The following is a 7744-nucleotide window of genomic DNA, read 5'->3' on the forward strand; positions in this document are numbered from 1 at the left end:
TGGCCATGCGGGCCGAGGACATCAAGCCGCCGGCCGGCGATACGCGCGCCTACGTCGCGGGCACGCAGCGCACCTTCGCGCAGATGAACGACGGGGTGGCCTTCGTGGGCAACGTGGGGGTGGGCGCCGACATCTTGATTGAGGGGATTGCTATCGAAAGTGAAGCAACGAAGGCAATTGACACTAGGGCAAGAGCGCAATCTGACTCAAAAAATAAAGGAAGGAAGGGTAAGACCGTGAGCGATGTGAAACGGGCATGCCAGCGAAAGCTTGGGATTGCTATGAAAAAAGTAGCAATCAGGGCAATCAGTACTAGGGCATCAGGGCGATTCGACGCAAAAAACAGAACCCAGGGAACGACGATGAGCGCTTTGACGCAAGCCTGCCAGCAGGAGGCAAACCATGCGTGATTACTGGATGACCCAATCCCTGCTGCAAGTCATGGGGTGGGGATACGTCGCGGTGGTGCTGATCGCACTACTGATTGCAGCGTGGGCGCCTCGGCGCAATCCGCACAAGGCGCTGTGGGTGCTGATCGTTCTTGGAGTGGGCTCGATATTGCCGATTAAGAGCTATCAGCAGTATGAAGAGCAGAATCAGATGGCTGAGGCTCGTAAACAGCAGTATGCGAAAGCAAAGGCTCTATTTGATGCGCGGTGTAAAGGATCAGGGGAAAGAATTTATCAGACTGTTAATGGGGTTGAAGGTTTTTTATGGCAGAAGTGGCGGCCGGAAGATATTAATTACGGTGATCAATTTAGACTGAGCGATCCGTACGGGCGAGATTGTGGAGGGGAGGCGTGTATAAAAAATATGCTCAGAGTGACCACTGGAGAAAATCTGAACCCAGAAGACGCCAAGGAGCGTGCTAATGGGTACGGTTTCATAGAAAGTATTGATCCAGCAGATGGGATGAAGTACCGATATGCCGGTGTTATAACTTCAGTTCACAAGCGGTCGGCGGAGCAAATCGAACAATATAGGAAGAATACGGGTTCGGAGCCCGCGTTGGATGTTTATGGTTTTGCTATAAAGAAGGATCCTGTTAAGGAATTTAGTGCGCGCTACGGAGTGACTTGGGTAGATATTTCTACCCCAGAAGACCGAGAATACTGGGTTGCTGGCGGTGTTATACGAATCACCGATCTCCAGACGCAAAAAATTATAGCGGAGCGATTTGGTTACTTGATGGATCCGGGCCAAGGCAGTACTAGCGGTCAGCGAAGTCCTTGGGCTTGGGCAAGAAGTTCCGTTAGTACATGCCCATCAGTAGATGGGCATAATTTTAAATTTATTCGTGCAGTTTTAAATCCTAAGCATTGAGTTGATTATGGTAAACGATGTTAACGCTTATATAAAATACGCCAATCTGCAAATGGCTTCCGAAGCTCTTTACGGGAAAAAAGCAGCTGGCGCCGGTGCGACTTACGTGGGGGAGTTGACGGTTGAAAATCTAATAGTTGGCAACGAGCGATCAAGCAGGTTCACTGCTAGCCAAGCTAAGACATTTATCGATGAAGGTTGGCAGGTTGTAGAGCACAAAAGTAATACCGCTACTGGCTTCTCTGGCACCGTCTTTAAAAATCGAGTGACCGGCGAGTTGGTCATAAGCCTGCGCTCAACCGAATTCGCCGACGACTCGGCGCGCGACAACCAAGCGACAAACACGCTGGAGATCAAGGAAAAAGGCTGGGCGTTCGGCCAGATCGCGGACATGGAGAAGTGGTATGCGGACCTGCAGGCGAGCGGAAAGCTCGGTGCCACCGACCGCTTCACCGTCACCGGCTACAGCCTGGGCGGGCACCTGGCGACGGCGTTCTACCAATTGCGCGAAGAAAAGGGCGAGGCTGGGCGCATTGCCTCCACCTACACCTTCAGTGGCGCAGGCGTCGGGCTCGTCAAAAACGGCGGCACGTTGAGCGCCGCCATGGACGACTTCACCGCCCATCGGGGCAAGGGCAGCAACGCGGCGAGCTTTGTGAACACCGAAGGGGCGCAGCGCTACACGGAACTGAGCAGCAAGTTTGCAGCCGGCCAAGGGGCCCAGACGGGCGGTCCCGGCGCCATCAAGCAATCGGTCGATGAGCTGACCGCGCGGCTGGAGCAACCCATCGCCAGCCAGGCCACGCGGGCAGAGCTGCAACTGCTTCGCGATGCATTGCGCCGCATGCTGTCCATCGCCAACGAAGCGCAGCGCGTGAACAACGGCATCCCCAATACCGGGGGGGTCGCCGCGCAGCCCGTGTCTCTCGCGGCCATCGAAGGCGCATCGCTGGACTACCAGTTGGCGGTTTTGCATGCCGCGCAGAACACCGCACCCTCGGCCGGTCTGGCGGGCAATACTTTCCAAGCCGTCGCCGGGCGCAATGCGCTGACCAGTTCTTGTATGCGTAAAACGATGATGATCGCTATAAAAAATATAGCAACTTGCCCAATTGTTACTAGGGCACAAGGGCAATTGAGTTCAAAAAACCGCAAGGAAGGGAAAGCAATGAGCGCTTTGACGCAAGCCTGCCAGCGGGAGGCAAACCATGCGTGATTACTGGATGACCCAATCCCTGCTGCAAGTCATGGGGTGGGGATACGTCGCGGTGGTGCTGCTCGCACTGCTGATTGCAGCTTGGGCGCCCCGGCGCAATCCGCACAAGGCGCTGTGGGTGCTGATTGTTCTTGCTGTGGGTTCGATATTGCCAATCAAAAGCTATCGGCAATATCAAGGGCAGAAGCAGATAGGTGAAGCGAGAAAGCAGCAATACACGAAAGCAAAGGCGCTGTTTGATGAGCGATGCAAAACGGCCGCGGAGAAGATAAATCGCACATTTGAAAATGTGGAGGGGGTGGTTTGGATGAAATGGCGATCTGATGGTTTAAATAAAGACCAGTATGCGCTAGATGATCCATATGGAAAAGACTGTAGCGGTGAAGGGTGCATTTATCAACTTTTGCTTGGAGGATATGGGTCGGAAGGCAAGTTGCTGACCGATTTTCCAAGAGGATATAAATTTGTAGAAACTACTGATCCAAGAGACGGTGCTCGATATCGATATACGGGAGTTTTTAAGCGTGCTTCAGATGTGACAAACGAGTACTTTTCGGCGCATGTTAAAAGTACAGGCCATGGCGCAGACTCAGATGGGAGATTTTTTGCGCTTGAGCGGAAGACTGTCACAGATTTTGCCGCGAAATTCGGTATTGCTTGGGAAGACATTTCAACCCGAGAGGATCGAGATTATTGGATTGCTGGAGGTTTGCTTAGGATAATAAACGTGAGTAGCCATGAAGTTATTGCTGAACGGCGCGGCTATCTAATGGATACAGGGCAAGGTAGTACTGATGGTTTTCGTGACCCGTGGGGTTGGGCAAAAACTTACGCACCCCAATGTCCCTCCCGCCAAGAAAATGCATGGAGCTTTGTAAATAAAGTTCTGCATCCGAGTGAGAAGAGGAATTAATATGGCAAACACAGTTTCTTTGTATCAAAAATATAGCAGCCTTCAAATGGCGGCTGAATCATTTTTCGGTTTGTCTGGAGCTGTAATGGATGTTGCCAGTCTCCGACTGGGAAATAACCGATCAAGTAGGTTTTCTGCAACTCAAGCGCAGCAATTGCTTGAAGAGGGATGGGTACTGGTAGATCACAAGCAAAATACGAGTACAGGTTTTTCCGGCACTTTATTTCGCAACAGTAAATCAAACGAACTGGTCATAAGCCTGCGCTCAACCGAATTCGCCGACGACTCGGCGCGCGACAACCAAGCGACGAACACGCTGGAGATCAAGGAAAAAGGCTGGGCGTTCGGCCAGATCGCGGACATGGAGAAGTGGTATGCGGACCTGCAGGCGAGCGGAAAGCTCGGTGCCACCGACCGCTTCACCGTCACCGGTTACAGCCTGGGCGGGCACCTGGCGACGGCGTTCTACCAATTGCGCGAAGAAAAGGGCGAGGCTGGGCGCATTGCCTCCACCTACACCTTCAATGGCGCAGGCGTCGGGCTCGTCAAAAACGGCGGCACGTTGAGCGCCGCCATGGACGACTTCACCGCCCATCGGGGCAAGGGCAGCAACGCGGCGAGCTTCGTGACCACCGAAGGGGCGCAGCGCTACGCGGAACTGAGCAGCAAGTTTGCAGCCGGCCAAGGGGCCCAGGCCAGCGGTCCCGGCGCCATCAAGCAATCGGTCGATGAGCTGACCGCGCGGCTGGAGCAACCCATCGCCAGCCAGGCCACGCGGGCAGAGCTGCAACTGCTGCGCGACGCATTGCGCCGCATGCTGTCCATCGCCAACGAAGCGCAGCGCGTGAACAATGGCATCCCCAATACCGGGGGGGTCGCCGCGCAGCCCGTGTCTCTCGCGGCCATCGAAGGCGCATCGCTGGACTACCAGTTGGCGGTTTTGCATGCCGCGCAGAACACCGCACCCTCGGCCGGTCTGGCGGGCAATACTTTCCAAGCCGTCGCCGGGCGCAATGCGCTGACCAGTTCTTGTATGCGTAAAACGATGATGATCGCTATAAAAAATATAGCAACTTGCCCAATTGTTACTAGGGCACAAGGGCAATTGAGTTCAAAAAACCGCAAGGAAAGGAAAGCAATGAGCGCTTTGACGCAAGCCTGCCAGCGGGAGGCAAACCATGCGTGATTACTGGATGACCCAATCCCTGCTGCAAGTCATGGGGTGGGGATACGTCGCGGTGGTGCTGATCGCACTACTGATTGCAGCGTGGGCGCCTCGGCGCAATCCGCACAAGGCGCTGTGGGTGCTGATCGTTCTTGGAGTGGGCTCGATATTGCCGATTAAGAGCTATCGGCAATATGAAGAGCAGAAGCAGACAGGTGAAGCGAGAAAGCAGCAATACACGAAAGCAAAGGCGCTTTTTGATGAGCGATGCAAAACTGCAGGAGAGAAAATATATAAATCAATAGAAAATGTAGAAGGGGTATTGCTTCTTAATATTCGCTCGCCGCGTGAAGGCGCCAATTATTACGATGCTAATTGGCCAGATGCTGCACTGCCAAATCAGTTTGGAGGTGAGGAATACGTTGGTGCTTTTCTGACTTCTTGGAAGGTTGAGCAGTTTCAACCGTCTGGTCGTGAATTGTCGAAGACCGAAAAAGAGTCGTTTATTAATCAAACATCTTCATACCTTGGCTATAAATTTGTTGATGTGAAAGAGAGTGATGGAAAAATTTTCCGTTATCAAATTAGTGCCGGAAAAATTGTTAAAGAACCATTGGGTGAGCCGGCTGCTCAATATGCCATTTCATACCAAAATTTGGATGACCCCATAGGGCGTGAAAATTGGATTGCGGGAACGATGGTGACAATTAAGGACTCAAGAATAAATGAAGTAATTGCTCAAAAGATTTGGTACTCCTTTGAAGGGGGGTTCGGAAGTCGAGAGGGAGATCGAATGCCTTGGCTTTTTGCTGTTACTTGTCCAAAACAACTGGGGCAAGATGCTAGGTATCCAACGCAATTGTTCTCTAGAAAAGTATTGAAATAATTGGCAAGAAAATGACCAATCAGATTTCCACCTACATCAAGTATGCTGATTTGCAAATGGCTGCAGAAGCTTTCATTTTGCCCAAAGAATCAGCGCCTGGAATAAGAACTCCAACCTCTATTGAGAGTATTCCAACTGGCATTCTTACTGCGGGAAATACTCGTTCTAGTAGATTTTCTCCGACACAAGCCAACGCATTTGCTAATGATTGGTCAATCGTAGAACACATCGCCAACACATCCACTGGCTTCAGTGGCACCTTGTTTAAACACAAGGAAACCGGCGAGTTGGTCATAAGCCTGCGCTCAACCGAATTCGCCGACGACTCGGCGCGCGACAACCAGGCGACAAACACGCTGGAGATCAAGGAAAAAGGCTGGGCGTTCGGCCAGATCGCGGACATGGAGAAGTGGTATGCGGACCTGCAGGCGAGCGGAAAGCTCGGTGCCACCGACCGCTTCACCGTCACCGGTTACAGCCTGGGCGGGCACCTGGCGACGGCGTTCTACCAATTGCGCGAAGAAAAGGGCGAGGCTGGGCGCATTGCCTCCACCTACACCTTCAATGGCGCAGGCGTCGGGCTCGTCAAAAACGGCGGCACGTTGAGCGCCGCCATGGACGACTTCACCGCCCATCGGGGCAAGGGCAGCAACGCGGCGAGCTTCGTGACCACCGAAGGGGCGCAGCGCTACGCGGAACTGAGCAGCAAGTTTGCAGCCGGCCAAGGGGCCCAGGCCAGCGGTCCCGGCGCCATCAAGCAATCGGTCGATGAGCTGACCGCGCGGCTGGAGCAACCCATCGCCAGCCAGGCCACGCGGGCAGAGCTGCAACTGCTGCGCGACGCATTGCGCCGCATGCTGTCCATCGCCAACGAAGCGCAGCGCGTGAACAATGGCATCCCCAATACCGGGGGGGTCGCCGCGCAGCCCGTGTCTCTCGCGGCCATCGAAGGCGCATCGCTGGACTACCAGTTGGCGGTTTTGCATGCCGCGCAGAACACCGCACCCTCGGCCGGTCTGGCGGGCAATACCTTCCAAGCCGTCGCGGGGCGCAATGCGCTGGCTTCGCCCAAGCCCAATTTCTACGACCTCTACGGCTCCAACTTCGGCTCGCTGGGCGACTTCTCGGCCGTCGCCAACTCGCAAATCCACTACGGCCAGCAAACCCCCATCTGGATCGAGGACCAGCCCTTGTACCGGGGTACCGTGCTGGCCGACATGGGCAGTGCCTCCTGGCGGGCCGGGGAAGCCAAGCTGCTGGTGGACAACTTCGGCCAGAACGACTTCGGCGACACCCACAGTCTCGCGCTGATCGCCGACAGCCTGTCGGTTCAGCAGACCCTGGTATCGCTCATGCCTTCCGTTGACCAGGGCGTGTTGAACGCTGCCCTGAAAGCGGCGTCGAACAAGCCGTCTTCGGCGGACAGCGGCGGGCAGGGCAAGGCCGATGGCACCAGCCTGGAAAACCTCGTCAATGCCGTGACGCACACGCTCGGCATCCAGGGCACGGATCTCAAAGGCAACCCGAATGGCGGTACGTGGGCGCGCATCGAGGCCCAGGATGGCTACAGCGGCCGGGATCAGTTGCACGCGCGGCTCAAGGCCATCAGCGACTGGGCCACCGAGAAGAAAGTGGCGGGCAAGCTCGTGCTGCGGGTTCCAGACTCCGGCATTCGTGCGGCGGCGCGCAACGACTTCGGCGCGCTGCTGGCGTTGCAGGACCTGAGCCCGGTCTGGATCACCGGGGCCGATGCTGCTGCCAAAACCGCTCTGGAGGCGGTTTGGAGTGGCACCCGTGCCGCCGACTACAGCGCTTGGCAGGCCGACAAGTCCAAGGCCACGCCAACGGGCTTTACCGACGAATGGATGAAGGATCGGTCGATCTTGCTGCAGGCCGTCGTTCTGCGCAACCAGCAAAACAACCAGGCAGAGGAAGTGCTCGATGTGCGCGCGACGCCCGGGCAGGTGACCTTCTTCCACTACACCGATCCCGACACGGGCGAAGACACCCTTTTCAGCACCCGTGGCAGTCGGGAGAATCGATTGCCGGATCAGCACCTGATCTTCGGCAACGACAAGGACAACGTCCTCACCGGATACGACAACGCTCTCGGTGACCACCTGTACGGAGGCGCCGGCAACGACACCCTCACAGGCCTTGGCGGTGCCGACTACCTGGAAGGCGGCGCCGGCAACGACGTGCTGATCGGCGGTGCAGGCGACGACACCCTGGTGGGCGGCG

General features: G+C 55.6%; 6 protein-coding genes and 1 pseudogene. All 7 read left to right on the top strand.

Translation table 11 applies throughout. From position 1 onward, the window contains the following. The coding region (locus tag AVKW3434_RS24035; RefSeq protein WP_284407848.1) for a hypothetical protein at nucleotides 1-410 on the top strand (410 nt) is incomplete at its 5' end. Continuing rightward, nucleotides 403-1323 (top strand): hypothetical protein, encoded by a 921-nt coding sequence (locus AVKW3434_RS24040; protein ID WP_284407849.1) that lies wholly within the window; start codon nucleotides 403-405, stop codon nucleotides 1321-1323. The genes AVKW3434_RS24035 and AVKW3434_RS24040, both read left to right, overlap by 8 nt. A 7-nt stretch (nucleotides 1324-1330) precedes the next feature. Then, the gene (locus tag AVKW3434_RS24045; protein ID WP_284407850.1) at nucleotides 1331-2539 is read left to right on the top strand and encodes a lipase family protein; all 1209 of its coding nucleotides are present in this window, start codon (nucleotides 1331-1333) and stop codon (nucleotides 2537-2539) included. Then, the gene (locus tag AVKW3434_RS24050; protein WP_284407851.1) at nucleotides 2532-3452 is read left to right on the top strand and encodes a hypothetical protein; all 921 of its coding nucleotides are present in this window, start codon (nucleotides 2532-2534) and stop codon (nucleotides 3450-3452) included. Before AVKW3434_RS24045 ends, AVKW3434_RS24050 begins: the two co-directional genes overlap by 8 nt. Nucleotide 3453: 1 nt before the next feature. Continuing rightward, nucleotides 3454-4638, top strand: a complete 1185-nt coding sequence (locus AVKW3434_RS24055) for an alpha/beta hydrolase family protein (RefSeq protein ID WP_284407852.1) — start codon at nucleotides 3454-3456, stop codon at nucleotides 4636-4638. Beyond that, the gene (locus tag AVKW3434_RS24060) at nucleotides 4631-5503 is read left to right on the top strand and encodes a hypothetical protein (protein ID WP_284407853.1); all 873 of its coding nucleotides are present in this window, start codon (nucleotides 4631-4633) and stop codon (nucleotides 5501-5503) included. The genes AVKW3434_RS24055 and AVKW3434_RS24060 overlap by 8 nt, the downstream gene beginning before the upstream one ends. 260 nt (nucleotides 5504-5763) lie before the next feature. Next, nucleotides 5764-7744, top strand: a pseudogene (locus AVKW3434_RS24065) (putative Ig domain-containing protein); the annotation flags it as partial.

The organism is Acidovorax sp. SUPP3434, from assembly GCF_030159015.1.
Taxonomy (GTDB): Bacteria; Pseudomonadota; Gammaproteobacteria; order Burkholderiales; family Burkholderiaceae_C; genus Paracidovorax.

Bases quoted from the DNA above. Each gene is read 5' to 3' on its own strand.
- AVKW3434_RS24040 (WP_284407849.1), top strand. From the start codon at position 403: ATGCGTGATTACTGGATGACCCAATCCCTGCTGCAAGTCATGGGGTGG.
- AVKW3434_RS24045 (WP_284407850.1), top strand. From the start codon at position 1,331: ATGGTAAACGATGTTAACGCTTATATAAAATACGCCAATCTGCAAATG.
- AVKW3434_RS24050 (WP_284407851.1), top strand. From the start codon at position 2,532: ATGCGTGATTACTGGATGACCCAATCCCTGCTGCAAGTCATGGGGTGG.
- AVKW3434_RS24055 (WP_284407852.1), top strand. From the start codon at position 3,454: ATGGCAAACACAGTTTCTTTGTATCAAAAATATAGCAGCCTTCAAATG.
- AVKW3434_RS24060 (WP_284407853.1), top strand. From the start codon at position 4,631: ATGCGTGATTACTGGATGACCCAATCCCTGCTGCAAGTCATGGGGTGG.